The organism is Bordetella muralis (genome assembly GCF_054781015.1).
In genome coordinates this window covers 173,139-197,323 of the sequence record NZ_BAAGVF010000002.1, presented here as the reverse complement: position 1 = coordinate 197,323, position 24,185 = coordinate 173,139, and the positions used below count along the sequence as shown (strand labels likewise).

At 59.3% G+C, this 24,185-nt stretch carries 25 protein-coding genes; 8 read left to right on the top strand and 17 right to left on the bottom strand.

The window, feature by feature from the left end; genetic code table 11:
* Positions 1 to 47: 47 nt before the first annotated feature.
* Positions 48 to 797: an IclR family transcriptional regulator gene (locus tag ACYVIT_RS02995; protein WP_415805464.1), complete on the top strand. Its 750-nt coding sequence runs from the start codon at positions 48 to 50 to the stop codon at positions 795 to 797.
* Positions 798 to 844: 47 nt separating this feature from the next.
* On the opposite strand, the gene ACYVIT_RS02990 is transcribed toward ACYVIT_RS02995, so the two are convergent.
* The 5 genes from ACYVIT_RS02990 to ACYVIT_RS02970 are packed head-to-tail and all read right to left on the bottom strand — an operon-like array spanning position 845 to position 5,867.
* A complete protein-coding gene (locus ACYVIT_RS02990) occupies positions 845 to 2,344 on the bottom strand; it encodes a class I adenylate-forming enzyme family protein (protein WP_415805465.1) in 1,500 nt (499 codons plus the stop codon).
* Between the two features lie 22 nt (positions 2,345 to 2,366).
* Positions 2,367 to 3,101, bottom strand: a complete 735-nt coding sequence (locus ACYVIT_RS02985; protein WP_415805466.1) for a CoA-transferase subunit beta — start codon at positions 3,099 to 3,101, stop codon at positions 2,367 to 2,369.
* Positions 3,094 to 3,927, bottom strand: a complete 834-nt coding sequence (locus ACYVIT_RS02980; RefSeq protein WP_415805467.1) for a CoA transferase subunit A — start codon at positions 3,925 to 3,927, stop codon at positions 3,094 to 3,096. The genes ACYVIT_RS02985 and ACYVIT_RS02980 overlap by 8 nt, the downstream gene beginning before the upstream one ends.
* Positions 3,928 to 3,984: 57 nt before the next feature.
* Positions 3,985 to 4,704, bottom strand: coding sequence for an enoyl-CoA hydratase/isomerase family protein (locus ACYVIT_RS02975; RefSeq protein WP_415805468.1), 720 nt, complete (start codon positions 4,702 to 4,704; stop codon positions 3,985 to 3,987).
* Positions 4,701 to 5,867 carry a CaiB/BaiF CoA transferase family protein gene (locus ACYVIT_RS02970; protein WP_415805469.1) on the bottom strand — a complete coding sequence of 389 codons (1,167 nt, stop codon included), beginning with the start codon at positions 5,865 to 5,867 and terminating at the stop codon, positions 4,701 to 4,703. Before ACYVIT_RS02970 ends, ACYVIT_RS02975 begins: the two co-directional genes overlap by 4 nt.
* Before the next feature lie 199 nt (positions 5,868 to 6,066).
* On the opposite strand from ACYVIT_RS02970, the gene ACYVIT_RS02965 reads away from it, so the two are divergent.
* Entirely contained in the window at positions 6,067 to 7,044 is a 978-nt protein-coding gene (locus tag ACYVIT_RS02965; protein ID WP_415805470.1) for a Bug family tripartite tricarboxylate transporter substrate binding protein, read from the top strand.
* Between the two features lie 170 nt (positions 7,045 to 7,214).
* Positions 7,215 to 7,838, top strand: a complete 624-nt coding sequence (locus tag ACYVIT_RS02960; RefSeq protein WP_415805471.1) for a LysE family translocator — start codon at positions 7,215 to 7,217, stop codon at positions 7,836 to 7,838.
* A gap of 68 nt (positions 7,839 to 7,906) precedes the next feature.
* On the opposite strand, the gene ACYVIT_RS02955 is transcribed toward ACYVIT_RS02960, so the two are convergent.
* Positions 7,907 to 8,755: an SDR family oxidoreductase gene (locus ACYVIT_RS02955; protein WP_415805472.1), complete on the bottom strand. Its 849-nt coding sequence runs from the start codon at positions 8,753 to 8,755 to the stop codon at positions 7,907 to 7,909.
* 120 nt (positions 8,756 to 8,875) lie between these two features.
* Positions 8,876 to 9,616, bottom strand: a complete 741-nt coding sequence (locus ACYVIT_RS02950; protein WP_415805473.1) for an SDR family oxidoreductase — start codon at positions 9,614 to 9,616, stop codon at positions 8,876 to 8,878.
* Between the two features lie 284 nt (positions 9,617 to 9,900).
* Here ACYVIT_RS02950 and ACYVIT_RS02945 point away from each other — a divergent pair, with 284 nt between their 5' ends.
* Complete coding sequence (locus tag ACYVIT_RS02945) at positions 9,901 to 10,794, top strand: AraC family transcriptional regulator (protein ID WP_415805626.1); 894 nt, start codon at positions 9,901 to 9,903, stop codon at positions 10,792 to 10,794.
* Between the two features lie 4 nt (positions 10,795 to 10,798).
* Here ACYVIT_RS02945 and ACYVIT_RS02940 read toward each other — a convergent pair whose 3' ends face one another.
* From ACYVIT_RS02940 to ACYVIT_RS02930, 3 genes are all read right to left on the bottom strand, one after another.
* Complete coding sequence (locus tag ACYVIT_RS02940) at positions 10,799 to 12,964, bottom strand: hybrid sensor histidine kinase/response regulator (RefSeq protein WP_415805627.1); 2,166 nt, start codon at positions 12,962 to 12,964, stop codon at positions 10,799 to 10,801.
* Between the two features lie 118 nt (positions 12,965 to 13,082).
* Positions 13,083 to 13,547, bottom strand: a complete 465-nt coding sequence (locus tag ACYVIT_RS02935; protein WP_415805474.1) for a DUF2269 family protein — start codon at positions 13,545 to 13,547, stop codon at positions 13,083 to 13,085.
* A gap of 2 nt (positions 13,548 to 13,549) precedes the next feature.
* Positions 13,550 to 14,830: an NAD(P)H-binding protein gene (locus tag ACYVIT_RS02930; protein WP_415805475.1), complete on the bottom strand. Its 1,281-nt coding sequence runs from the start codon at positions 14,828 to 14,830 to the stop codon at positions 13,550 to 13,552.
* Between the two features lie 85 nt (positions 14,831 to 14,915).
* On the opposite strand from ACYVIT_RS02930, the gene ACYVIT_RS02925 reads away from it, so the two are divergent.
* Both ACYVIT_RS02925 and ACYVIT_RS02920 read left to right on the top strand, forming a co-directional pair.
* Complete coding sequence (locus ACYVIT_RS02925; RefSeq protein WP_415805476.1) at positions 14,916 to 15,413, top strand: hypothetical protein; 498 nt, start codon at positions 14,916 to 14,918, stop codon at positions 15,411 to 15,413.
* A 65-nt stretch (positions 15,414 to 15,478) separates the two neighbouring features.
* The gene (locus tag ACYVIT_RS02920) at positions 15,479 to 15,889 is read left to right on the top strand and encodes a VOC family protein (RefSeq protein ID WP_415805477.1); all 411 of its coding nucleotides are present in this window, start codon (positions 15,479 to 15,481) and stop codon (positions 15,887 to 15,889) included.
* Positions 15,890 to 16,097: 208 nt separating this feature from the next.
* Here ACYVIT_RS02920 and ACYVIT_RS02915 read toward each other — a convergent pair whose 3' ends face one another.
* The 3 genes from ACYVIT_RS02915 to ACYVIT_RS02905 form a co-directional block, all read right to left on the bottom strand.
* Positions 16,098 to 16,661: a putative glycolipid-binding domain-containing protein gene (locus tag ACYVIT_RS02915; RefSeq protein WP_415805478.1), complete on the bottom strand. Its 564-nt coding sequence runs from the start codon at positions 16,659 to 16,661 to the stop codon at positions 16,098 to 16,100.
* Positions 16,662 to 16,741: 80 nt separating this feature from the next.
* Positions 16,742 to 17,722 (bottom strand): Bug family tripartite tricarboxylate transporter substrate binding protein, encoded by a 981-nt coding sequence (locus ACYVIT_RS02910; RefSeq protein ID WP_415805479.1) that lies wholly within the window; start codon positions 17,720 to 17,722, stop codon positions 16,742 to 16,744.
* Between the two features lie 42 nt (positions 17,723 to 17,764).
* Positions 17,765 to 19,096 carry an arylsulfatase gene (locus tag ACYVIT_RS02905; RefSeq protein WP_415805480.1) on the bottom strand — a complete coding sequence of 444 codons (1,332 nt, stop codon included), beginning with the start codon at positions 19,094 to 19,096 and terminating at the stop codon, positions 17,765 to 17,767.
* A gap of 97 nt (positions 19,097 to 19,193) precedes the next feature.
* Here ACYVIT_RS02905 and ACYVIT_RS02900 point away from each other — a divergent pair, with 97 nt between their 5' ends.
* Entirely contained in the window at positions 19,194 to 20,114 is a 921-nt protein-coding gene (locus ACYVIT_RS02900; RefSeq protein ID WP_415805481.1) for a LysR family transcriptional regulator, read from the top strand.
* A 136-nt stretch (positions 20,115 to 20,250) separates the two neighbouring features.
* Here the strand turns inward: ACYVIT_RS02900 and ACYVIT_RS02895 are convergent, their stop codons facing one another.
* The 4 genes from ACYVIT_RS02895 to ACYVIT_RS02880 form a co-directional block, all read right to left on the bottom strand.
* On the bottom strand, positions 20,251 to 20,454 hold the full coding sequence (locus ACYVIT_RS02895) for a hypothetical protein (RefSeq protein ID WP_094822951.1): 204 nt from the start codon (positions 20,452 to 20,454) through the stop codon (positions 20,251 to 20,253).
* A gap of 45 nt (positions 20,455 to 20,499) precedes the next feature.
* The gene (locus ACYVIT_RS02890; RefSeq protein ID WP_415805482.1) at positions 20,500 to 21,552 is read right to left on the bottom strand and encodes an RNA methyltransferase; all 1,053 of its coding nucleotides are present in this window, start codon (positions 21,550 to 21,552) and stop codon (positions 20,500 to 20,502) included.
* Positions 21,553 to 21,691: 139 nt separating this feature from the next.
* Entirely contained in the window at positions 21,692 to 22,303 is a 612-nt protein-coding gene (locus ACYVIT_RS02885) for an NADPH-dependent F420 reductase (RefSeq protein ID WP_415805483.1), read from the bottom strand.
* Between the two features lie 22 nt (positions 22,304 to 22,325).
* On the bottom strand, positions 22,326 to 23,060 hold the full coding sequence (locus ACYVIT_RS02880; RefSeq protein ID WP_415805484.1) for an SDR family NAD(P)-dependent oxidoreductase: 735 nt from the start codon (positions 23,058 to 23,060) through the stop codon (positions 22,326 to 22,328).
* Between the two features lie 113 nt (positions 23,061 to 23,173).
* On the opposite strand from ACYVIT_RS02880, the gene ACYVIT_RS02875 reads away from it, so the two are divergent.
* The gene (locus ACYVIT_RS02875; protein WP_415805485.1) at positions 23,174 to 24,151 is read left to right on the top strand and encodes a LysR family transcriptional regulator; all 978 of its coding nucleotides are present in this window, start codon (positions 23,174 to 23,176) and stop codon (positions 24,149 to 24,151) included.
* Positions 24,152 to 24,185: the final 34 nt, after the last annotated feature.

The following is a 24,185-nucleotide window of genomic DNA, read 5'->3' as shown; positions in this document are numbered from 1 at the left end:
CGCCCTGTGTAAAATGCCCCTGTTTTCCCAATATTCAGGAAATTAGCATGGACAAGACGCTACTCAAAGGCCTCACCGTTCTCGAAGCCGTTACCGACGTGGAGCATCCGTCGCGCACGATCGAGGAACTGGCGGCCCGGGTAGGCTTGACCCGCAGCAATACACACCGGACGTTGCAGACGCTGATGCACGCCGGCTACATCGAGCGTGACGAAGGCACTGGCTACCGTGGCGGCATCCGCCTGTTTGAACTCGCTGCGCGCCAGCTCGGCAACCTGGACCTGCGCAGAATCGCGGGCCCGGCCATGCGCAAGCTGGCGGCTGACACCGGCGAAACCGTTCACCTCTCTGTGCTCGACGGCATCGAAGTCGTCTATATCGACAAAATCGATAGCCCGCAACCTATCCGTGCCTATTCGATGATCGGGGGCCGGGCGCCCGCGTATGCCGTGGCCACGGGCAAGGCACTGCTCGCCCATCAGCCCGAGGGCTATCTCGAAGCGTACGCAGAATCGCTGAACCGCCACACGGGCGCCACCATCACCACGCTGCCCTTGCTGAAAGAGGACCTGCGGCGTGCAGTACGCGTCGGCTATGCCTTGAACCGGGGAGAATGGCGAGATGGCGTGGGCGGCGTTGCCGTGGCGATCTTCAACGCCCTGGACGATGTCGTGGCCGCGATAGGCATTTCCGGACCGCTGGACCGGCTGTCGTTAGGCCGAGCCAAGGAACTGGCCGCCGACGTCAAAGCCTGTGCTGCTGGTATTTCGGCAGCGCTTGGACACAAGGCTCCCTGACGAATAGATGGCCGGCATACCTGTCGGCTGTCGCTGCCCCTCTGGCCTCACAACACAACGGCCGTCTGGCGCTGGATTTCCACCCATTTGGCGACCGCCTTGCGATCAATCTTGCCCACCGCATTTTCTGGCAACGCGTCACACCGGTACACGTTCTGCGGAACATAGATACGACCGAGCCGTTCCTGAACTGTGGCGCGCAGCGCCGCTTCGTCGATGAGAGGCGCATTTGCATCCGCCACAACCACGGCCACGGGCACTTCCCCGAGATCATCATCTGCCTGACCCACGACGCAACATGCTGCGACACCAGGAAACGATGCCAACACGTCCTCGATCAATTTGGGCGAGATATTTTCCCCACCACGGATGATCACCTCCTTGATGCGGCCAGTAATCGTGAGGTAGCCCTCGGCATCGAAACGGCCGAGATCGCCGGTATGCAGCCAGCCATCGCGCACTGGATCATCCCCATCGTGGCCCAGATACTTCAGCATCAGTGCATCGCCGCCGATGCATATCTCGCCCTCGCCTCCTGGCGGCACAGGCGCACCAACGGCATCAAGCAGGGCAACTTGCTGACCAGCCAGCACTGTCCCGACGCTTCCGATGCGGCGCGCGCCTGGCGGATTCATCGTGGACGTGCAGGTCGCTTCGGATAGACCATAGGAGACCACCAGTTCGCAGCCCGTGAAGGCCTCGATCTCTCGATGCAGCGCCGGTGTGATCGGCGCCGAACCGCAGCGCATCAGCCGCAGGCGAGCGAATGCGTCCGGCGAGATTTTTTGCTGCAGCATGCGTGCATACATCGTGGGCACGCCGGTGAGGATGGTCGGCCGAAAGCGCGACAACACATGAGGCAAGGCCTCGGCGCGAAAGCGATCGGCCAACGCAATCGTCGCCCCGCAGGCCAGCGGCGCAAAGACTTGATTGTTGATGGCATTGGTATGGTGCAGCGGCATCAGATGAAGCAATACGTCTGCTGCTGTCAGCGCCGTGTGGACGATGACGCCCTGGGCGTTGAGCGCCAGCCCGCGATGCGCCAGCAGCACGCCCTTGGGTTTGCCAGTGCTGCCAGACGTGAACAGCAATAGTGCGACCTGATCCGGTTCGGGATTTTCCGCCCAGAACGCTGCGGCGCCTTGCAAATCCCCGAATGGCAACACATGCCGCGCGGGCAACCCAGACGCCTTTGCACCAGCCGCATTCTCATCGTCATGCACGATCCAACGCAGCCCCACCGCCTGCACGCGGCGCGCAGTTTCCTCTGCCGCAATACGCGGTTCCAACGGACATGGACACGCACCCGCGGCGATGCAGCCCAGCAACATCAGCACTTGCGCGGGGCCGCGTTCCAATGCCAAGGCAACGTAGTCTCCCTGCTGTACGCCGGCACGCCGAAGCCCTCCAGCCAGCACACGCACATCGTGATCCAGTTGCGGATAGGTCCAGCTGCGCTCTTCTGTGACCAACGCAAGCTGGTCTTGAAATTCCGGCGCACGCCACACCCACTGCCAGACCTGCGGCAGGCTCGAGATCGCATTCATGGTTGTCCCCCGGGCTCTCGTCTCAGCGCAACTTCACATTGGCATCGCGTTCAAATGTGCCGTCCGGATCGAGCGCTGCCAAAGCGGCACGCTCCGCATCTGTCGGGAAAGGTGTAGGTTCAGCGCCCGTTGCGTCGAAGTCGAAAGCAGTGCGCTCGCGCACCTCCTCGAGGCTGGACTCTGGATGCCACGACTGCAAAGCCAACCTGCCGTCGCGCTTGATAAAGATGGCAATGGGGGTAGCCACACCGTGAAAGCCGCCCCAGGAAGTACGAAAGTCGAGCTTCTGCACAAAGGTCCGCGTGGAATGCTCAGTACGCCACGTGCAGGCTCTCCGGGCAGTCGGCAGCATCACCGCACCGCCGCCACCGCCGGGCAGACGCACCTTGGGCTGATGCCAATCGCCAATGCAAGAATTATTGGCGCACCCTTCACCATCGATTTGCGCCGCCCCTAGAAAGGTGAGATCCATCTTGCCACGTGTACACAGGTCGTAGAAATCTTCGTTAGAAAAAATCGATGCGGTATGTGCCGCAAGCTGCGGGTCGGAACTCGAGATCGGAATCGAATCGGGCCGCGGGTCCACTCCACCCGCCACGTTGATGTAAATGAAATCGAAATCGTAGGCGCGCTTGGCCAACAGGCAGGCCAGCATGGGCGGCGTGGAGTTCACACCGCTGAAGGTGATTTCATTCGGACGGATGAACCGCGCCAGACCCAGCACCACGTGCTCGAACGGGGAAAAGGCTTCAGACATGCAGAGTCTCCTTGAGCTCGGGGGCTTCGGCCATGTGGGCCTCCAGCGAGCCTTCCTTATTCATGTAGCGCTCGACCGCCGGATAGTCGATGTCGTAATACGGCGTGCAAGAGCCGGGCCATGCGCTGCCGGGCAACACGGTAAACGCCTCCACCATGAAATAAGGCAGCAGTGTCGCCTCTGGCTGGTCTTCGAACACAGCGGTTTCCACCAGCCTCTCGGCCACCACCAGTACAGTGCCTGCTGCACGCGACATGATGCGGTCCCAATGCGCAGTGCCATAGACACGCGCATTACCGAGCCGGTCGACTTCAGAAACCTGCAGCACCGCGAAGTCCGGTTTCACTGCGGGAATCAGATAGGTACTGGCGCCGCTGCCATACGGGTCATCGAGCAATGTCCATTTATTCAAGGCAGGAAGATCGCTGCCATGCAGGCCACCGCAAGGCATAAACGGCACACCGAAAGCGGCCGCACGCAGACCGGCGGTCAAACTGGCGCACGCGTGCTCTTCGAGTTTGAGTTCACCGCGTTCGATCGCCTTGCGATACCACGGCGCGAGGCCAAAGTTGCCTTCCATCGCGACGATACCTGCACGCGCCCGAGAGGCCACGCCAGCGCGGCACAGAATATCAATGTCGTACCCTGGGGATTGCTTGATGATCTCCAGATCTCGGCGCTGCTGCCGGATCAGCTCACGCACGAACGCGAACGGACCGCGATGCAGAAAACTGCCGCCCAGCGCCACTGACGCGCCGTCGGAAATTTTGGCTGCCAGCTCGGCCAAAGCCATCTGTTTACCGGATTGGTTAAAGCCTGATGTCATTTGTCTCACTCCAGATAAGCCTCGCTGCTCGCCGGCAGCATAGGCGGCAAAGTCTGCCTAAGGATTCAAGTAGGCGCGTATACGGCTCTTTAGCCCCGGCGCAGCGGCCGAGCGCACCAGGCTGGCGAGGTCAGCGTCGCTCTCGCTGCCACCCAGCACTGCGTGCAGCTGCTGACGTGCACTGGCGCTGAGCTCACGCGCACTGACATGCGCAGCAGCCGCTACCGCGTCCCATTCGCCTATCTCGGCCAACGACGTGGCAAATCCCATTTGCAGCGCGGACTCGGCATTAAAGGTACGAGTATGAATCAGCACGTCATGCGCAGTCTGTGCACCCACCACGGCCGCAAAGCGGCGCGTGCCCAGCACCAGGCCGAACTTCAGCCCAGGCATACGAAAGCTCGCATCCGGTGTCGCCACGCGCAACCGGCAGGCACCGAACAGATCCACGCCAGCGCCAAAATTTCTGCCATGAGCCAGCGCCAGAGTGAGCGCAGTCGACGCCGCTACTTTCTGCAGCAGCTGTTCCAGGCGTACAAATCGCAGCAGCAAATCGCCTTCGCTCTGTTCCTCATAACCGCCAAAATCGAAGCCCGCACTGAAATTCTTGCCGTTACCCTGAAACACGATGGCTTCACTGTGCCGGGCATGCGCCTCATCAACTGCGTCGATGAGGCCCTCGACCAATTCGGCCGACAATGCGTTCATCTTTTCGGGTCGTTGCAATGTGATGCGGCACAGGCCATCCTGATATTTCACATCGACGAGCGCGCTCATGGCGACACCTTGTCCGCATTACGCAACGTGCCCAGAATTTCCTCGGTGTGTTCTCCCAGGCTGGGCGGACGCATGCGGATAGGCGCGCTAGCGCCGCCAATGCGCACGGGCGCGCCGAATGTCTTGGTCTGCACGCCGTTGGGTAGCTCCAGCGGGCGCACCCATTCCATGTGCTCGACCTGAGGATCGGTCAGTACCTCTGAGTAGCTGTTGATCGGCGCGCACGGCACGCCGCGCGCGCGGAACTTCTGCAGCCAATTGGCACCGTCGTCCTGCACGAAGAGCGCCTCGAGGAATTCGCGCAACTCGTCCTGGTTGCGTGCACGCAGCGTGGTGCTGGCGTAACGCGGATCCTCGACGAGTTCGGGATGACCGATGATCTCGCACACCGACCGCCATAGCGCATTGTTGCCGGCGGCCATTCCGAAATATCCGTCACGGCAGCGAAATGCCTGGTACGGCGCATTGCGCGGATGCGCAGAGCCGAGTTTCTGCGGGTCTTTACCGCTGCCGAAATATTCCGAGGTCTGCAGCGCAGCAATGCCGAGCGTAACGCCAAGCATGGCGACATCCAGATGCGTGCCCTTTCCGGTACTTTCTGCCACACGCAGCGCAGCCGAGATCGACGTCGCTGCATACAGGCCAGCCGTGAAATCCGCCAGCGGCACGCCGCATTTCACGGGTGCACCGCCCTGCTCGCCCGTCACACTCATGATGCCGCTCATGGCCTGAATGGTGAGATCAAAGCCGCCCTCTTGCGAACGCGGCCCGGTCTGGCCATAGGCAGAGATCGAGCAATAGATGAGACGTGGATTACGAGCCGCCAGCGCCTCGTAGCCCAGGCCGAGGCGCTCCATCACGCCAGGGCGGTTGTTTTCCAACAGCACATCCGCATCGTCGATCAACCGGCGCGCGAGTTCGACATCGCCTGCGTCCTTGAGGTTGAGAGTGACCGAGCGCTTGTTGCGATTCAACGATGCGAAGTTTTCGCTATATCCATCACTGAGGGGCGGCCACGACCTGAGCGTGTCGCCGCCTTCGGGATGTTCGATTTTGATGACATCGGCCCCCATATCCGCGAGCAGCATGCCGCAGAACGGTCCTGCGGCCACGTTGCACACCTCGATGACACGCACACCGGCCAATGCTTGCTTGTGATCCATGTTGCCTCTTCGTTTTTTAAATCCTGATTTTCATACATCGAATCCCATAAAACCCTGGGGTGGTCGATCAATGCTTGACCAGAATAGCATCACATGCGATTCTTGTTAAGCCAAATTTGGGATTTATATCCTATATATTGGGAAACATAGAAAGGCACATAACTTTGCGCCATAAGAAACACATCGGAGACAAACCACCATGGTCAAGACCCTGTTGCTATTGCTCGCCGCTGCCATCAGCGGCCCACTGATGCCCGCCGCCCACGCGGCCGAATGGCCCGATCGCCCTATTCGAATGGTCGTCCCCTACCCGCCCGGCGGTGCCACCGATGTCGCTGCGCGCCTCTACGCGCAGCACATGGGCGATTTCCTCAAGCAGACCGTCGTCGTGGAAAACAAAGCCGGCGCGGGTGGCGAGGTAGGCGCCGAGGCCGTCGCGCGCGCCACGCCCGATGGTTACACCGTGCTCATGGGCGCGCTGGGCAGCCTCGCGATCAACGCCTCGCTGCTCGACAAACAGAACTACAGTTTCGTAAAGGATTTCAAGGGAGTCTCTGTTGCCATCACCATGCCGATGGCACTGGCGGTGAACACCAGCGTGCCGGCCAATTCCGTGCAGGAGCTGATCGCCCTGGCTAAATCGCGCCCCGGCAAACTGTCGATCGGTTCGGCCGGCAACGGCAGCTCGCAGCACATGGCCGGTGAATTATTCAAACAAATCACCGGCACCGACATCCTGCACGTTCCCTATCGCGGCAGCGGCCCGGCCGTCACCGACCTGCTCGGCGGCCAGATCGATATGGTGATCGACACGCTGCCTGCGTTGATGCCCCAGTTGGCCAGCGGCAAGATTCGCATTCTCGGTGTCACCACCGCTGAACGCGCCCCAGCCCTGCCCGACGTCAAAACGCTCGCCGAACAAGGTGTCCAGGGCTATGCAGTTGCCACGACCTATGCCCTGCTGGCCCCGACCGGCACGCCGCCTCAAGCCATCGAAAAAATGTCCATGGCCATGCAGAAAGCCGGTGCACTGCCTGAACTGCGCGAAGGCGCTGCCAAACTAGGAGCGAAAGCAACGCCCACATCACCTGCCGAGACTGACAAGGTGGTATCTGGCGAATTGAAAAAATGGGCAGCCGTTGTGAACCGTTCGGCCACCCGCACTGCCAAGAAATGATTGACCAGCCAGGTCACCCCGGCTCAAATCAAATCCGGCGCGAGAAAGGAAACGCCCGCCATGCGCGCACCTGCGACCTCGCACAAGCAACGCTATGGCAATGGTAAGGTTCTATCTACGCCAATTGGCGCATCGCCGAGTTCCGATCAATCACCTCTCGCGTTGGATTCATGGAATATCTATATCAATTGCTCACGCTGTCCGGCATCGTGCTACTGGCTTGCATCAGCCCCGGCCCGGACTTCGTCGCCGTCACGTCGAATGCCTTGAACGACCGTCGATCAGGTGTGTTCGTTGGCCTGGGCATCGCGTGCGCAGTCGTCGTCTGGGCAGCCCTGGCCATCCTAGGGTTTGGGTTGCTTATCAAGGAGCTGTTCTGGCTGTATGAAGCCATCCGCCTGGCAGGCGCGGCTTACCTGATCTATCTCGGCACGCGGATGCTGATAGCCTCGTTCAAAGCCAGGAACGGCGAGCCACGTGTGGATGATGTGCCTCGAATTGGGGCGTTGCAAGCATGGCGCCAGGGCTTCTTGGTCGGCATCACGAATCCAAAGACGGCGACTTTCTTTGCCACTCTGTTCGTGACCGTACTACCGGTCGGCGCCCCCACATGGGTGTATGTCAGCGTGGTTGCGCTGGTCGGTTTGATAACGGCCGGGTGGCTGGGATTGCTCGCCACATTCTTTTCCGTGGGACGGGTGCGATCAATCTATGCACGCGTGAGCCGCGTAGTCGATGCAGTAATGGGTGCGGCGCTTGTGGGCCTGGGGATTCGGTTGGCCAGCAGTCGTTAGCCAGCGACACACTATCAAACCGGGCACTTCACACTACCCAGGTACCGCTGGCGCGCGTTTATCTCCTATCAATCCACGAAATCGGTGGCTTCCGACGAGCCCTTCCACGCGTTCAGGTCTTTTTGGACTGCAGAGGATTTGGCGGCAGCCAGTTCATTGGCAATTTTCCCGGCAAACAAATGCAGCGGCGGCGCCTCGACGCTGGCTGCCTGAATAATCAGCAAAGCGAGTTTGTCCGGATCTCCGGCCTGATGGCCATGCAGCGTGTCCAGATGCAGATCTAGCGAGGCCTTGGCTTCGGCATAATCGTCGATCTGCCGCTTGGCCACGGCTAATGCGCCGCTGGACAGAAAATCGGTGCGTACAGGTCCGGGATAAACCACCGTGGCGTGAACGCCTAGTTCCGCAACCTCTGCAGCCAGCGATTCAGTCAACCCGGCAAGCGCAAACTTGCTCGCCACATAACTGCCCCAGCCGGCATAGCCACCCTGATAACCCACGATGGATGCGATATTGATGATGTGTCCGCTGCGTTGCGCGCGCAGATGTGCCAGCGCGTGCCGCAGCACGAGCACCGGCGCGAAGAAATTAACTTCGAAGTTCTGACGTAGTTCTTGGTCCGACAGGGCTTCGATCGTGCCTTGCTGCGCATAACCCGCGTTGTTGACGATCACATCGATGCCGCCGAATGTTTGCACGGTCTGCGTAATTGCCTGTTCGACACTTCGATCGTTAGTGAGGTCTGCTTCGAGCGGCAGGAAATTGTCGGATGGCTGTCCGAACGCTTTCGTCAATGCAGTTGCGGTGCGCGATGTTGCGGCCACACGATGGCCTTGATCAAGCAGATGTTTGACGAGTTTTTGGCCGACGCCCTTCGATGCGCCGGTGACGAACCAGATACGGGATGTTGATTTCATAATGATGGCCTCGATCAGGATGTGTTGTGATGGTGGGATAGCAGCGATGTAGACACCGTGTCAGGGCAACGCAATACTCAAATGCGCGTGAGCCATGACACGGGCGAGCCGGGAAAGCACTCAATACGGACTCGCAGTAGGACGCACCACGATCTCGCTGACGTCCACATCGGCCGGTTGCTCCACGGCGTAGGCGATAGCGCGAGCGATAGCATCCGGCGTGATTGCGATGCGACGAAACGCCTGCATGGCTACACGCGCCGTGTCGTCGGTGATGGTCTCAGCCAATTCGGATTCCACGACGCCCGGGCAGATCACCGTGACGCGGATCTTGTCCGTCTCTTGGCGCAGGCCGTCAGAGATGGCGCGAACGGCGTATTTCGTGGCGCAGTAGACTGCGGCAGTGGGCGATACGGAAAGCCCTCCGATCGAGGAGATGTTGATGATCTGGCCATGGCCCTGCTGCTCCATCGTCGGCAGGACAGCTGCGATACCATGCAACACGCCGCGAATGTTTACATCGATCATCCGATCCCATTCATTCACCTTTAGGGCGTTCAGCGGCGAGAGCGGCATCACGCCTGCATTGTTGATCAGCACATCGATGCGGCCGAACGTCTCGAGTGCGAAACGCGCAAACGCAGCGGCATCCTCCGCCACCGTAACGTCGAGTTCGCGGTATTGGACGATGCCTCCTGCATCCTGCAATGACTTCGTCAACTCGACAAGCCGCTCGGTGCGGCGAGCGCCAATAACGAGTCGATGCCCTTGGGCAGCGAGCAACCGGGCCGCACCCTCGCCAATGCCGCTGCTGGCGCCGGTGATCAGGATGACTTTCGATTCAGTAGAGGGGATTGCCATCTTGCATACTCCTATTTGAGATCGGATCTTTCGGTGTACGCCAGCATTCGATTAGCGCGCACACACCGAACCAGTTTCAGGCCTGCCATGAAGCAATATTCATTCATTGGCCGGTGAAAGAATGGTAGAAAAATCCGTCCCTCAGGCGAATACATGGACCGATGCCATCATTGCCTATTTCTATCGCCCCCGGTAGCGCGCGCGGAATCGCGACGCTAGAATGATCCCCGTCGCAACAACAGGAAAGAACGGTGTCTGACCTCCGCAATCCCGCTTCGACCAAAATGATCCACCTGCTGGAGAAACTCGCCCCCAACGAGGGATACACCCAGTCTGCGCTGGACAACGTGCGGCTGATGCGGTCGGATCGCCCGCTCGGACGCACGCCGGTGTTATATGAACCGAGCATCGTGATCGTTTGCCAGGGTCGCAAATTGGGATTCCTGGGCGATGCGGTGTACACCTACGATGCACAGCACTACCTCGTGCTGTCCGTGCCATTACCATTTTCCACAGAAACCCAAGCCTCGCCAGAGGAGCCTTTGCTTGCGGTATCTATCCGCCTGGATCTGCTGGAACTCAGCGATCTGATTACACAGATCGGCGCCAGCGGCCATCAGGCCGATGCATCACCAATCGGTATTACTTCCACTCGACTGGAGGGCGACCTTGCCGTCGCGACATTACGGTTACTGGATGCTTTGACGAAACCACTGGACGCGCAGATCCTGGGGCCAAGTATCGTGCGAGAGATCTGCTATAGGGTCCTCACGGGCGAGCAAGGCGCGGCAATGCGCGCCGCGCTTGCGCATCACGGCCGATTCGGGCGCGTCGCGCGGGCGCTGAACCGGATTCATACCGATTATGCAAAGCCGCTCAACGTCACTCGTCTCGCTGAAGAAGCCGGCATGAGCGTGCCTGCGTTTCATGCCAATTTTCGCACGGTGACTCAGACATCTCCTATCCAGTACATCAAATCCACCCGCCTGCATCAGGCACGCCTGATGATGATTCGCGATGGTGTGACTGCAGCGGCGGCAGCGGGACGCGTCGGTTACGAGAGCGCGTCCCAGTTCAGCCGTGAGTTCAAGCGCCTGTTCGGGCGAACGCCAGTTGATGAAGTACGTGACATGCGCGAATCGTTTTCGCTCTCGCCGGCAGTGCGCTTTGGGGCTTGACCGATCAACCAGAATGACTGCGAAACTCGACGTTGGACAAAAACTCCAGCAATGAATCCAGATCAATCGGTTTCGCCAGATGCGTGTCAAACCCGGCCTCTAACGAGGCTTGACGATCCTCGGTCTGCCCCCAACCGCTGAATGCGAGGATGGTCATCTGCCTGCCCCATTCCTGCTGACGGATACGGCGGCACGCTTCGTGTCCACTCATCCCAGGCAGTCCGATATCCATCAGGATCACCTCAGGGCGCATTTCTTCGGCAAGTTCGATGGCGCGCGCGCCATCGTATGCGAGGCGCACCTGATGGCCTTCCATCTCCAATAAAACGACCAGCGACTCAACCGCATCTCGATTATCGTCCACCAGCAGAATACGGCGTGAAACGCTCGGACCCGTGACCTTGCATTCCGGCACGGGCGTGTCCTGAGGCGCAGCCACAGGCAGCCGAACCACAAAGGAACTGCCTTTACCCAGGCCACCGCTATACGCCTGCACAGATCCACCGTGCATTTCAACCAATTGTTTAACCAGCATCAGGCCGATGCCCAAGCCACCTTGCGCGCGTTCCAAGGTCCGATCCACCTGAGTGAACATCTCGAATATGTTATCGAGCTGGTCCGGCGGAATCCCCGACCCATTGTCCCGCACGGTGACTTCCACATTGTTGTCTTGTGTGCATGCAATCAATTCAATATCACCACCGGGCGGCGTGTATTTCGCGGCATTCGATAGCAGATTGCTGAACACCTGGGCGAGGCGCACTGAATCGCCCAAAAGGATTGTCGCAGCAGCCGATTGTTCTATCCTCAGCCGATGCCCCAGCCGCTCTATCGTGGGGCGACATGACTCGACGGCTTGCTGCAGCACCTTATCCAAGGTGAGCGTTTCTATGCGGAGCTCCATTTTGCCGCGATTGATCCGGTTTACATCCAGCAGATCGTCAACCAGTCTGACAAGGTGCTTGAGCTGGCGCTCCATGCCCTCGCGCGCCCGTTTCGTAGCGCCGGAATCACGCTCTGCACGTTTCTGGATTTCTACCATGTTGTGCAACGCGGCGAGCGGATTGCGCAGTTCGTGCGCCAAGACGGCCAGAAACTCGTCCTTGTGCTTGCGCTCTTGAATCAGTTCGGACTCCGCCAAATGACGCTCAATGAGTTCCGCCGCCTGCCGTGCCAGGAGGTCGATATAACGCAATGCGTCGGCGGGCGGGCCGCCGCGCTGGCGATAGTGGTTGTTCAACATGCCCAGCAATTGCCCGCTGCGGCTAATGAGAGGCGTGCACTGAATTGAGCGAATGTCATCCCCCTGGATCATCTCGAGCCCCAAAGTACCTTTCAGCTCTATCAACTGATCTACATCCTCCACAACCAACCGCCGGGCCTGCTTGGCCGCCTTCCCGCAGCTCGCCTCCCATCCATCTTGTGCAAAATGCTCTACAAATCGGGCACTCAGACCTTGGTGCACGGCGATCCGCAAGGTCTTCTTGGTTGGATCGAAGATCTGTATGTTTCCCTTGTCCGTCCCCGAGATGTCAGCAGCAGCGGCCAGGATTTTTTTCAGCAACGGCTCGAGCTCACCAGGCCCCACCAGCTCTGCGCTCAGTTCCTGCAACCTGGCAAGTGCTCGTACTTCGTTGCGCAGATGCGCTGCGGCACCGTCGCGCTCCACCACAATGCTAGTAACCAGCGCACCGAACTCTGTCACCCGTTGTTCCCACGCGGTAGGCTCCCTGGCCTCTGAAAAGCAAAGGCAGAAGAATCCGACCGTTTTGCCTCCTGGGCCAAATGTCGGATGCGCGTAATACGCCCGGATATCGTTCTCCAAACAAAGCGCACGCCATGATCTGTCCCATTCCAATGCGCCTTCGACATCGGCACACACCACCGGGCGCCCCTCGTGCACGGCTGTGGCGATAAAGGCCTCGCCAATCGGTAAACCGCGGATCGCTGCGGCAAAACCGGCCGGGAAATGGGATGAGTAACCATCGTCCATCGCAGTGAGCTCTGCATTGGCGAGTAATACGCAAGCGCGCGTGCCAGGAATCAGCCGGCCAGCGGCGAGCGTCAGTGCGTTCAGGCACGTCTTGAGTGACGCCCCCGATGCAACGAGAAGCAGAGCTTGCCGGTGTTCCTCATCCAGGGCTGTGAAACTTTCGAATTTCGATGACACTTGTTTCAATGCGATTCTCAGTAATTCCGGGCATGCGGAATCAATACGATATCATTAGTAAAATTGTTTCACCCTGTCTCACATTGGACCAGACCTGAAGACTGCTGCACATCAGGACTCAGGCCGGCTTGATCACCATCAAAGCAAAGATGGCGAGGAACGCACCGAGCGCCGGGAAACCCAGCACAAACCAGGCTCGGAAGACGCGCTGAAATTCCGCGGATAAGGGCATCCCATTCGTTGCACTGGCCTGAGCGCTATCGCGCATTCGGATCTGCAAGCGCACCACCGGCAGCCAACAGGCAATCGCCACCGCATAGAGCCCCAGCGACCACGCTACCCACGGCGTCGTCAGCGGCAGCTGTGTGCGATGCACCAGATACAGGCCAGTGAGCGGTTGCAGCACCGCAGTTGTCGCCGTGAAGAGCCAGTCAGCCATGACGACAAAGCGCGCCACGCTCGCTACCACCCTCACGTCACCCTGCCTCACGACACAAAGCAGATAGAACGCCGTGCCCACGCCTGTGCCGAACAACACCGTTGACGAGAGAATATGCAGCAGTTTGACCCAAACGTAGTCCATGCTCACCTCTTGCGTGCGTCGTAGAACCAGAGCAGCATCAACGCGGCCAACATTGGCAGGTTTTTCGACATGGGGCCGAAAGGATGCAACCATTGCTCGGGCAAACGCACCGTGATGATAAGCGTGTACCCCAGAATCAACAGGATCTGCGCCAGCCAGAGCCAACGCCGCCCCGGGCCACGCAACGCGAGCGTCAATACACCCAGCAATAGATCCAACGTGGCCGCGCCGTAAAGTGCCATGGGCGCGAGCGCCGCGCTCACACCGACGTCGCGTAACATCGCCAGGCTTTGCTCTGCAGGGTAAAGGCCGAACGACACGATAGCGGTCCATAGCCAGACGAACGCGATGCACAAACGCATCGTCGGCAGCGTCAGTCCCAGCACCGCATGCGAGTGACGTGCTCGGCTGTCATGCTCGCCGATGAACTGATCAGGGGCGCGTGCGGGCCGGCCTAACAGGCGCGCAAAGGGCTGAGGGTCCGCGACGTTGCCTCGTTCCAGCATTGTGAGGCTATCGCGGCTCAATAGTCCGCCGCTCCCACGCTCGCCAATAGGCGCAACTGCCTTACACAAGGCCATCGGCACCGGTATCACATACTGGCGGCCTACGCTGCCTAGTCCGTCGTGCAGCACCTGCAAGTAATCTCGTATGGACAGCCGTGTTGGACCACAAAACGCAATGGTGACAGGCTCGTCGACGGGCGTGTCGATGAGCGACACGATTCCCGCGACCAGGTCGTCGATGTGCACCGGCTGCATAAGTTGCCGTCCACCGGAGGGCAACAGCAGCACGGGCATCAACGCAAGGCGCTCAAACCAGGCGGCACTGGCGCCGCCAGGTCCATAGACTAGCGATGGCTGCACGATAAAGGCAGAACCGGCACGACGGCGCAAGGCCTCATCAGCAGCCGCTTTGGTCCGCAAAAAGGCCGTCTCGGCCTGGATGCTGGCACCCAGGGCGGATATCTGGATCACGCGCGTACCACGCGCCGCCTCGAACAACGCCCGTGGGGCGTGCGTGTGCACGGCTTCGAGTTCCTGGGTATTGGCAGAGAACACGCCCGCGGCGTTAATAACGCAGTCAACACCATGGAGCCAAGGCAGCCAGTCATCGGGGCGCGTCATGCGCGCGAACTGTGCGGGCACGAAGCTTGCTCTGCCAATATCAGTCTTGACAGCCACTCCGCGCACGGGACAGACCACGTCGTGACCGTGCGCGGTCAAGGCCGCCAGGATATGGCGCCCAATGAAGCCCGATGCGCCGGTCAAGAGAATCTTCATGTTTTTCCTCGCGGCAGAGATGGACAGTCCCGCGAGCGTTGTGTCAGCAATCCCCGTTCCCATCATCATAAACGGAGGAGAAACCATGTCGAGTTGGCGAACCTCGCTGGCAGAGGGCCTGCGTGCCGGTACAGCCGCCAGCGTAGTCTCTACTGCGGTGCTGATAGCGGGTGGTCGGGCCCACACCGGGCACGCGTTTTCCGCGACCAATGCCACCAGTCACTGGGTATGGGGCAGACCCGCGCTGTACGTCAATGCGCCGTCCATGCGCCACACCGCAATCGGCTACGTTGTCCATCACGGCGCATCGATATTCTGGGCGGCGTTACATGCCCAGGCGACTGCACACAAGCCCAATGCCGATTCGCTTCGTGCCGTGATGACCAGCGCTATGGTTACGTCTGCCGTCGCCTGCCTGGTCGATTTCTGGCTGACGCCCGCGCGCCTCACGCCGGGTTTCGAGCACAGGCTGCCACGCGCAACGATAGGCGTGGTCTATCTGGCCTTTGGGCTTGCGATGGGCGTTGGTGCGTTGTGCTGGCGACGTAGTGCTAAATACCGCGCTAAGGAAACAGCGCGATAACACGTCCCGGCTACCCGCTTTTAGCGAGTAAGATTGGCTATCTGTCTCGCCACAGGAGGACCACCATGCCGATATTTCAGATTCAGCACTTAGATCATGTCGTCCTCAGAGTCCAGGATATGGCGCGTAGTGTGGACTTTTATACGAAGGTATTGGGCTGTTCCGTCAAGAAGAGGAACGACAAGTACGCCATGATTCATCTGGGTGCGGGCGGGTCCATGATCGATCTGGTCGATGTGCAAGGACCATTAGGTGCCGCAGGCGGCGCAGCCCCGGAAAAAGAGGGGCGTAATGTCGATCACTTTTGTCTGCGAGTTGATCCCTTCGATGAAACCGCCATCCTCGAGCATCTGCAAGCTTTCGGAATCACCGCGGACAAAGCCGTGATGCGATACGGCGCGGAAGGAGACGGACTTTCGATCTATTGCTTCGATCCCGACGGAAACCAAATCGAGTTGAAAGGGCCTGCGGTGTAGAGGGCACGGAGAACCGTTACGGTCCATCCGTCAACTTAACCGCCCCCTATCCAGCAGTTTCTGCCATTTAGCGGTGTCCTCGGATGAATTTCTGCAGATCCTCACGCGAACCACCACCCGCAACCATCCCTGCGTTGTTTACCGCAGCTTGAACGCCTGGCAGGAAAAGCTATCTGAGCACGCGTTCAGCAGCTTGAAAATGAGTTGATCAACCGCCATCAATATGGTTGAGCATCCTCCACAGACCGGGATATTCGGAAACGACCCCAAAATCCGTCGTTCTGAGAGTCGCTTGATAGCCGTGCATGGGGGAAGAATAGTCGTAGGTATTGGGGCCGGTACGGGCGTATTCCTGAGGTAGCTTTTTTACTTTCCAGTCTTCCGTATCCAACCATACAGCGATTGATGACGCAGTCTGTGATTCCGTGAGATTCAAGCGCCGTAATGCATTGGTATTACTGGCCGGCGTGAAGCCTAGGTCAATATCCAACAAGCCTTCAAAAGCCTGGTCATGCAGCCCATTGATAGACCAACGTCTACCGGGGTCCTGACTGATGCTTATCTCTATGTTTTTTTCCCCCACCCAGCCTTTGACCAAAGCCGACTGGCTGCACCAGCGATCATCACAGACCAGGCAATAAGAGAGACTTGCCACATCGCCCTGATGACAAAAAACCGCCGTGCCTTCGATGCTCCAACCGTCAGTGATTTTGCTAATTCGGCAAGCATCATGGCCGCTCTTGTCTAAACATGTCCATAGAGCTGTGTACATAGATCTACTCCACATTTATTACTGGCGCATTCTAGCTTGGAATGAACTGTCGATGATGTCTCCGAGAATATAGAGAACACCTACGACCCATCCTTCAACTTAACCGCCCCACTATCCAGCAGCTTCTGCCATTTAGCCGTGTCCTCAGCGATAAATTTCTGCAGATCGTCGCTCGAGCCGCCTCCTGCGACCATCCCTGCGTTCTTTACCGCAGCTTGAAACGCCTGCGAGCGCACCGTCTGCTGTAATGCCGCATTCAATTGATCGAGCACCGTTGCATCAATGCCGGGCGATGCCGCAACCGAGAACCACTGGCTGGCGTCATAACCCGCAAACCCCGCCGCTGCCACCGTGGGCACATCAGGCAACGCATCCAATCGCACGCTGGTCGTCACTGCATAAGCCTTGAGCTTGCCCGCCTTGATTTGAGGCAGTACCGGCGCCGAGCCCAAAATAGCCAATGGAATCTGCCCGCCCGCGACATCCGAAACGGCCTGCCCGCCTCCCTTATACGGGATGTGCATGATGTGCGTACCGGCATACTGATTAAGCAACTCGCCCGCCAAATGCTGCGACGTGCCGTTACCGGAACTGCCATAGCTCCAACTCTCAGGTCTCTGACGCGCATCCGCCAACACATCGCGCAACGTCGGTAATGCGCGCTGCGATGGCCCCACGATCACCATCGGCCCTTGAGCCATCAGCATCACCGGCGCGAGCTCTTTGCCAATCGCAGGCTGCGGCGTCGGATAAATCAGCGGACCGGGCACCGTGAGCAGATAACCATCGCTAGCCTGGCTGCGCGCCACCTGTTGCAACGCAATCGCGCCCGAGGCACCAGGTTTGTTCTCGACCACCACATTCAAACCGGTGCGGCTGGCGAGATCCTGCGCCGCCACACGTGTGAGCACATCTGCTGTGCCACCCGGCACAAAACCTACCACCCACGTAATCTGTTTGGCAGGCCAAGGCAGCGCGGGCTCTGCCTGGCCAGATAAAGGCATCATCCCAACACAGCCGAGCGTCAGCCACGCGACACCGCTACGAATAGCTAATTTCATGATTTCCCCTTGTGCTTAGCGATGCCCGTCTGTGCGGACCGCTCAGTCCCGGTCGGGCCGACCAGGCGTCGTATTGGGATGCTCGGCGCAGGTTTGGTTAAAAGCCTGCACCATCTTCAGCATAGGACCGAGCACCCAGGTGTTGAATATCAGGATATCGCTTTCTTCCTTGGGATCTTGCTTGAGGTTAAAGAGGTACGGCGACTCGAGTTTGCCCTTGCCCTCGTTGACCTCTGGCTCCCAGTAAAAATGCAGTTTCCAATCGCGCCACTTGAGTGCGCGTAAGTCGTTCTTGATGTAGAACAGGAATCCCTCACGCGCTGAATTCGGCCGCGCGCCGGTGAAAAAGTCAGTTTGATCTACTCCGTCGATGGGCCTATCCTGCGGCACGCTGGCGCCGCCGATATGCGAGAGCGTGGTAAAGAGATCCGTCACGTGCACCATCTCGTTCGACACCTGACCGGGTGCTACCTTTCCAGGCCAGCGGATGATAAAGGGCACACGCAGGCTGCCTTCCATCGCGGTGTGATAGGTGCCGGACCAGGGGCCCGCCGTGCCGCGATAGGGCCTGCGATACTCCGGACCGTTGTCGCTGCAGAAAATAAATACCGTGTTGTCGCGCAGACCGAGTGCATCGACCTCGGCCATGATCTGGCCCACCCGGTGATCCATTTCTACCATAGAGTCAGCGAAATCGCCTGCACCGGTGCGGCCTGCGAAATCCGGGTGGGGCAACGTCGGGAAATGCAGATGCACCAACGGCAGATAGAGAAAAAACGGCCGGCCGTTACTCGCGTGCTCTCGCATGAAAGTCTGAGCATGTTGCACCAGATCCGCATCGATGCCGCGACGGCTATCCAGGTCGTACACCTTTACATTGGTCGAGGGCTCGCCGGAGCGGCCCTCCATGATGTGGGGCAGTTCCGCGACGCTGGGGTCAAAACCAATCGACGATGTGAACTGGCTTTCGTCAGTGGTGCGCGGAATTCCATACCAATGGTCAAAGCCGCGATCAGAAGGATAGCGCCCTGGGATATCACCCAGATGCCATTTGCCGTAATGGGCGGTGGCATAGCCCTGCCCGGACAATTGCTGGGCCAGCGTGATCTCGTCACGTGTCAGCCCTTGCGGTAATCCTGGCGGCACCGATTGCAAGCAGCCGGTCCGGATCGGATGACGGCCGCTCATCAGCGCCGAGCGGGTAGGCACGCAGTCACTCTCTACGTTGAAGTTCTGCAGCAACAGGCCCTCGGTCGCGAGCCGGTCGATATTGGGCGTGGGCGCGCCGCGCAATGCGCCGCCGCCATAGCAGCCGAGTTCGCCCCATCCAAGGTTGTCGGCGACGATCAGAACGATATTAGGGGAATTCGGCATAGGGATAGATCGCAGGGGTATCGGGTATGCCCCAAATTCTAGAATCGCCATCTCGCCGTAATATTCCCAGAAGCAAACCAAAATATAACTTCTGTTCATGAATCTTTCCCTGCGCGACATCGAATATTTTCTGGCCGCCGTAGAGCATGGCCATCTGGAACGCGCGGCGGCGGCCTGCGGGGTGAGTCAGCCCGCGCTGTCCAAATCGCTGCGGCGGTTGGAGTCGGATACTGGGTTGGCGCTGATGCAGCGGCATGGACGCGGCCTGAGACTCACGTCCGAGGGGATGGTGTTTTTGGATCACGCCAAAAAGCTTTGGGCGGAATACCGGGATGCGGTGCGCCATGCGATGGAATTGCGGGTGGGTGAGGCGGGATTGCTGCGTATTGGTGCTACGGGGGCTACCGTTGACAGTGTGGTGATGCCCGCATTGCAGCGGTTGTTGCCACGCCGTCCGGCGTTGCGTATCCAGCTGACACAAGGGCTGTCGGATGATTTGAATGCAGAGGTGGAGAGCGGCAAACTGGATCTCGCGGTGACGCCTATCTATGCAGATGGGCCGGCTACTTTGCGTCACGAAATCATGTTCGATGATCCGCTGTGCGTGGCGGCCGGGCGGAGTCACCCGTTGGCGACGAAATCTCGGCTGGCGCTACGGGAGTTGGAGGGGCAGCGATGGATCTTGCCTCGGCCTAGCTCGGTGGCGCGACAGATGTTGGACGTGCGGTTCGCTGAGGCTGGCTTGGCATTGCCCGCAGGGGCGTTAGAGGTCGAGCATTTTTCCGAGGGGTCGCTGCAACTGTTGGCAGACAGCGGCATGCTGGCGGTGTTGCCGCAAAGTGCTCTGGCCAAGAGTGCAGAGGTGATGCGTTTACCGGTGACGCTGGGACCGCCATTACGACGCAACATTGCGTTGATATCGCGTCGCGGTACTACGTGGTCACCGTTGATGGAGGAGTTTCGAGAGACGATATTGAGAGGTAAAAAACAGTCCTCTTCCCTCTTTCAACCAGATTAAATCTTCGACGAGGATGCGGAGCATTAAGCCTGGTAACGCAAGCGTCCGCTAGCTCGTCAACGTGATGCCGCAGAGCGACGGGGGCCAGCACCATCTAACGATACGTGCACGCCTCACAACATCCGCATAGCGCGAACTATTGATTCAACGCAGCTTTCGCAGCTTCCGCAGGGGTCAGCCCCTCGTAAAACATATCCGTGAACCACTCGGCCTCGTCTTCAATATGCTGCTGGGATTCTTCGCGTGACGCGCCGGCCGCGACGAATAGCTCTTCTACTTCAGTACACCACTGAATCAGTGCGACTTCGTCCGGATCTGGTGCCTCGGGTTTTCGGGCCATGATTTGCTCCTTGATAGATATGCGCATCATACTGCTGCGCCAACCTCAGTGTGTTGGCTTTGCAGCACGCTTGCGGCGCAATTCGACCACCTGCTCTGCGCCAACGGCGCGAGCACGCAGCTGCCCACAGCCGCCCTCCACATCCTGCCCAGCGCTATTCCTTACCTTGGTCAGCACACCACGGCTGTGCAGATAGCGCACGATCTCGCGTATGCGCTCGGAATCGGGGCGCTGGTAGTCGCTCCCTTCGAGACTATTGAAGGGAATGACGTTGAGTACGCCGTATTTGCCCTTGAGCAGACGCACGATTGCATCGAGTTCGTCGTCCCCGTCGTTGATGCCCTTGAGCAGCGTCCATTGATACTGGATCGGATAGTTGGTGTCGCGAGCGTATTTCTCACCAAGTTCGATCAGTTCTTCCGGCGCAATTTTCGGCGCGCGCGGCAACAGGTGTTCGCGCAGTTCGGCCTTGGTCGTGTGCAGCGACAGCGCCAGCGCGGGCTTGATGCGTTGTTGCGGCAGGGCTTCGAACACACGCCGATCGCCTACGGTGGAGAACACGAGATTCTTGTGGCCGATATTGCCTTCGGTGCCGAGCAGTTCGATGGCTTCGAGCACGTTGTCGAGGTTGTGCGCCGGTTCTCCCATGCCCATGAAGACGACTTTCTTCACTGCACGCAAACGTCGCGCCAGCACGACTTGGGCGAGGATTTCCATGCTCGTGACCTGGCGGATCAGGCCGCTCTTGCCAGTCATGCAGAAGCGGCAACCGACCGCGCAGCCTACCTGGGTGGAGACGCAGAGTCCGTCGCGCGGCAATAGCACGCTTTCCACCATCTGCCCGTCGGCGAGCTCGACGAGCAAGCGCGAGCCATCGCTGCCGGGGTGTTCGGAGCGGACGCGGGTGAGGCCGTCCAGTTCTGCCGTCAAAGCGGGCACGGCGTCGCGCAGCGCGAGGGGTAGAAAGTGCTCGGAGCTCCGCCGTCGCGTGCCGATGTCGAGCGCTTGCCCTTTCAGCCAGACGCGCACGACCCGGCCACGGTGAACGGGCAAGGCGCCGAGAGCGGCGAGGCGTTGGTCGAAGTCGGAGAAGCGCATGGGAAGCGGATTTTACTCTGCCCCCAGGAATGGGCTGTCGGAGAGTAGATGGCCTTGTTGATGACCACAGCCCAGAATATGACAGTTTCTGAATTGATCATCCCGCCGACGGAGTGACCACGATCTTGCCCTGTTGGTCTTACATCGCTCGCGGCTCCTTCTTGAACAAGTCCTGGAAAATCAGAGGTCCCCAGATCTTGTTCCGCGCGTGCACAAGTGCGCCCCCCTCTTCGAGCCTCCCAAGATTGACGGGTGCGAAACCGAGCCGCTCGGCGAGGGCTGCCACCGGCGCCACAGCGCCGTCATCGTCGCTCGTCAGAAACACTACTCTTCTGCCACCCTGTACGGCCGGATCTTGGCCTAGGACGGCAGCCACCAGATGGTTGAAGCCCTTCACCAATCTTCCACCCGTGAAAGCCTGCGCGACGACCTTGGAAGAAGGCTGTCCTCCTAGCTCCTCAGGGGACACGCCATAGGTATTAGTCACGTCAATGATGATCTTTCCCTCCCAGCTCGACAGCGCCTTCGCGACATCTGGGTGCGACTCGTAACGGACAGCTAAAAAAATGATGTCCGCCTTGACGGCTTGCGCCAGTGTTTTGGGTAGGATCCCCGGTCCGATCGCGGCAGCAGCGGATGCAAAGCTTTCCGGGTCGCGAGTGGTGGCAACGGATACTTCGATACCGTTTCGGGCAAACGCCCCGGCAAGCGCCCGGCCGATTTCGCCGAAGCCGATAATTGCGTAATTCATATGTTTTCCTTTGGGTGTCACGTCAGATTTGCGCCAGGCCGCCATCGACGGCCACCTCGCTCGCGGTCATGAAGCTGCTGTCCTGCGATGCGAGAAAGGCAGCCACCGCGCCGATCTCCGCCGGATCGGCCATACGCTTGAGCGGATTGAGCGAGGCAAATATGTTCATGCCTTCCTCACCTATCGCTTGCACTGCGAGTTCCGTCGCCGTCGGTCCGGGCGACAGCACGTTCACCCGAATACCGGTGCCCTTGAGGTCCTCTGCCCAGGACCGCGCGAGGTTGCGCACGGCCGCCTTGCTCGCGCTATAGGCACTAAATGCAGGGGCACCCGTCGTGCCGGCGCTCGATCCCGTCAAAACTATCGAACCGCCATGGCTCATCAAAGGCAGCGCCTTCTGAACCGTAAAAATTAAACCCTTCACGTTGGTGTCGAAGATGTCGTCAAGGTGCTCGGCGGTGATCTCGCCAAGCGGAAGCTGGCTCCCCGCCCCGGCATTGGCGAAAACAATGTCGACCGTTCCGCGCTCGGCCTTCACCGCCGCGTAGAGTCGATCGAGGTCGGCCAGCTCGGAGACTGAACCGTTTATCGCACGAGCATTGGACCCGAGTTCGGCCAACGCGGCGTCGAGCGCTGCCTGCCGGCGGCCAAAAATGAAGACAAAGGCGCCCTCCTCAATGAAACGCTTTGCCGCGGCGCGACCGATGCCGGTAGCGCCACCGGTGATCACGGCGGTCTTTCCACTCAATCTGTTCATGATATGTCGCCGAAGCCGGCGTCCTAAGTTGAATTAGAAGGCAGTCTAGCCCCCTTTACATATCTACATAATTGACTAAAAATCGCTTAATTAAATCTATTTTTTAGATAAATATGCTCGACAATGTCACCATCAATCAATTGCGTGCGTTCGTTGCGGTATGCGACCAGGGAAGCTTTTCGGCTGCGGCGCAGAAACTCAGGCGTGCGCAGTCAGCCATCAGCCATGCAATCAAGGCGCTAGAAAGCGCATTTGATGTCGAGTTGTTCGAGCGAAACACGCGAAAGGCGCAGCTCACTGCAGCGGGGCACAGCCTCTTGCCGGACGCACGGGCAGTGATCTCGCGTACGGAAGAGATGAAGAATCGCGCCAGTTCGATCGCCAGAGCCGGGGCACCCCAGGTTTCAATTGCGATCGACGCTTACTTCCCACGCGCCCAACTCATTGAATGCTTGCGGACACTGCAAGCGGAGTTCCCTACCGCCGTGATCGACCTGCGAATCACGACCATGCAAGGCGGTGAGAACTTGGTGCTCGAAAGGGTGTGTGCCCTGGCGGTCACGATACACAACGTGCCGGAAGTAAACCCGGATGCCATCGAACGCCATTGGCTATGTGAAACGGAGATGGTGACCCTATGCGCGCCATCCCATCCACTCGCTTCGGCACCCAAATCCATCCCAATGGATGAGTTCAGTAGGCATGTTCAGGTTATCGTGACAGACAACCAGCCTGGAGCGGAAAAGACCCAACAAGGCGTCGCCGGCAAGCGCCAATGGCTAGTCAATGACCTAGGTGCCAAGCGTGATCTGCTCAGCGCCGGTCTTGGCTGGGGGCACTTGCCACGGCACCTCGTTGAGGAGGACTTGGCCAGCGGACGGCTCGTCGAACTCGAACGCCGCGCCTGGCACCTCGGTTCGCTCACGTTCATGATCTCGCAGCGGCGGGGGTATGACCTCTCCCCCTGCGATTTGCGAATGGTCGAGCTTCTTGGCAAACCTCGGCGCGTCCCAAAGAAGGCCGGGCGGCGCTCCGTCTCAGTTAAAGGCGCAATGCCTAAAGGTCCCTTGCGTGAGACGCGGTCTGTATAACTTATGCTTTATGGAAAAACGTCCGCAAAGCAGA

What these genes read in the sequence shown, in the direction of transcription:
- ACYVIT_RS02995 (WP_415805464.1), top strand. Translation starts at nt 48, where the DNA reads ATGGACAAGACGCTACTCAAAGGCCTCACCGTTCTCGAAGCCGTTACC.
- ACYVIT_RS02990 (WP_415805465.1), bottom strand. Translation starts at nt 2,344, where the DNA reads ATGAATGCGATCTCGAGCCTGCCGCAGGTCTGGCAGTGGGTGTGGCGT.
- ACYVIT_RS02985 (WP_415805466.1), bottom strand. Translation starts at nt 3,101, where the DNA reads ATGTCTGAAGCCTTTTCCCCGTTCGAGCACGTGGTGCTGGGTCTGGCG.
- ACYVIT_RS02980 (WP_415805467.1), bottom strand. Translation starts at nt 3,927, where the DNA reads ATGACATCAGGCTTTAACCAATCCGGTAAACAGATGGCTTTGGCCGAG.
- ACYVIT_RS02975 (WP_415805468.1), bottom strand. Translation starts at nt 4,704, where the DNA reads ATGAGCGCGCTCGTCGATGTGAAATATCAGGATGGCCTGTGCCGCATC.
- ACYVIT_RS02970 (WP_415805469.1), bottom strand. Translation starts at nt 5,867, where the DNA reads ATGGATCACAAGCAAGCATTGGCCGGTGTGCGTGTCATCGAGGTGTGC.
- ACYVIT_RS02965 (WP_415805470.1), top strand. Translation starts at nt 6,067, where the DNA reads ATGGTCAAGACCCTGTTGCTATTGCTCGCCGCTGCCATCAGCGGCCCA.
- ACYVIT_RS02960 (WP_415805471.1), top strand. Translation starts at nt 7,215, where the DNA reads ATGGAATATCTATATCAATTGCTCACGCTGTCCGGCATCGTGCTACTG.
- ACYVIT_RS02955 (WP_415805472.1), bottom strand. Translation starts at nt 8,755, where the DNA reads ATGAAATCAACATCCCGTATCTGGTTCGTCACCGGCGCATCGAAGGGC.
- ACYVIT_RS02950 (WP_415805473.1), bottom strand. Translation starts at nt 9,616, where the DNA reads ATGGCAATCCCCTCTACTGAATCGAAAGTCATCCTGATCACCGGCGCC.
- ACYVIT_RS02945 (WP_415805626.1), top strand. Translation starts at nt 9,901, where the DNA reads ATGATCCACCTGCTGGAGAAACTCGCCCCCAACGAGGGATACACCCAG.
- ACYVIT_RS02935 (WP_415805474.1), bottom strand. Translation starts at nt 13,547, where the DNA reads ATGGACTACGTTTGGGTCAAACTGCTGCATATTCTCTCGTCAACGGTG.
- ACYVIT_RS02930 (WP_415805475.1), bottom strand. Translation starts at nt 14,830, where the DNA reads ATGAAGATTCTCTTGACCGGCGCATCGGGCTTCATTGGGCGCCATATC.
- ACYVIT_RS02925 (WP_415805476.1), top strand. Translation starts at nt 14,916, where the DNA reads ATGTCGAGTTGGCGAACCTCGCTGGCAGAGGGCCTGCGTGCCGGTACA.
- ACYVIT_RS02920 (WP_415805477.1), top strand. Translation starts at nt 15,479, where the DNA reads ATGCCGATATTTCAGATTCAGCACTTAGATCATGTCGTCCTCAGAGTC.
- ACYVIT_RS02915 (WP_415805478.1), bottom strand. Translation starts at nt 16,661, where the DNA reads ATGTACACAGCTCTATGGACATGTTTAGACAAGAGCGGCCATGATGCT.
- ACYVIT_RS02910 (WP_415805479.1), bottom strand. Translation starts at nt 17,722, where the DNA reads ATGAAATTAGCTATTCGTAGCGGTGTCGCGTGGCTGACGCTCGGCTGT.
- ACYVIT_RS02905 (WP_415805480.1), bottom strand. Translation starts at nt 19,096, where the DNA reads ATGCCGAATTCCCCTAATATCGTTCTGATCGTCGCCGACAACCTTGGA.
- ACYVIT_RS02900 (WP_415805481.1), top strand. Translation starts at nt 19,194, where the DNA reads ATGAATCTTTCCCTGCGCGACATCGAATATTTTCTGGCCGCCGTAGAG.
- ACYVIT_RS02895 (WP_094822951.1), bottom strand. Translation starts at nt 20,454, where the DNA reads ATGGCCCGAAAACCCGAGGCACCAGATCCGGACGAAGTCGCACTGATT.
- ACYVIT_RS02890 (WP_415805482.1), bottom strand. Translation starts at nt 21,552, where the DNA reads ATGCGCTTCTCCGACTTCGACCAACGCCTCGCCGCTCTCGGCGCCTTG.
- ACYVIT_RS02885 (WP_415805483.1), bottom strand. Translation starts at nt 22,303, where the DNA reads ATGAATTACGCAATTATCGGCTTCGGCGAAATCGGCCGGGCGCTTGCC.
- ACYVIT_RS02880 (WP_415805484.1), bottom strand. Translation starts at nt 23,060, where the DNA reads ATGAACAGATTGAGTGGAAAGACCGCCGTGATCACCGGTGGCGCTACC.
- ACYVIT_RS02875 (WP_415805485.1), top strand. Translation starts at nt 23,174, where the DNA reads ATGCTCGACAATGTCACCATCAATCAATTGCGTGCGTTCGTTGCGGTA.